Source organism: Lysinibacillus sp. GbtcB16 (genome assembly GCF_019091145.1).
Classification (GTDB): Bacteria; Bacillota; Bacilli; order Bacillales_A; family Planococcaceae; genus Lysinibacillus; species Lysinibacillus fusiformis.
The window spans coordinates 1-282 of sequence record NZ_JAGXJV010000282.1; the positions used below are offsets into that span (position 1 = coordinate 1).

At 31.6% G+C, this 282-nt stretch carries 1 protein-coding gene; it reads left to right on the plus strand.

The window, feature by feature from the left end:
* A partial coding sequence (locus KVT27_RS24275) for a glucosamine inositolphosphorylceramide transferase family protein (RefSeq protein WP_483307982.1) occupies window positions 1-282 on the plus strand: 282 nt, incomplete at both ends.

The following is a 282-nucleotide window of genomic DNA, read 5'->3' on the forward strand; positions in this document are numbered from 1 at the left end:
TGCGGATCCTTTTGTTATCGAAAAAAATAAAAGAAATTACATTTTTTTCGAAGATTATATATACAGCGAGGGTAAGGGGAATATTGCGTTTGTCGAAGTGGATATTGAATCAAATAGTGTTTCACAACCTACTACTGTTTTAGATAAACCGTATCACTTATCATATCCTTTCTTAATAGAAGATGGTGGAGAGATTTATATGATACCTGAGACATCAAGTAATCAAACAATAGAACTATATAGAGCAACAAATTTTCCGTATGAGTGGGAAATTGAAAAAGT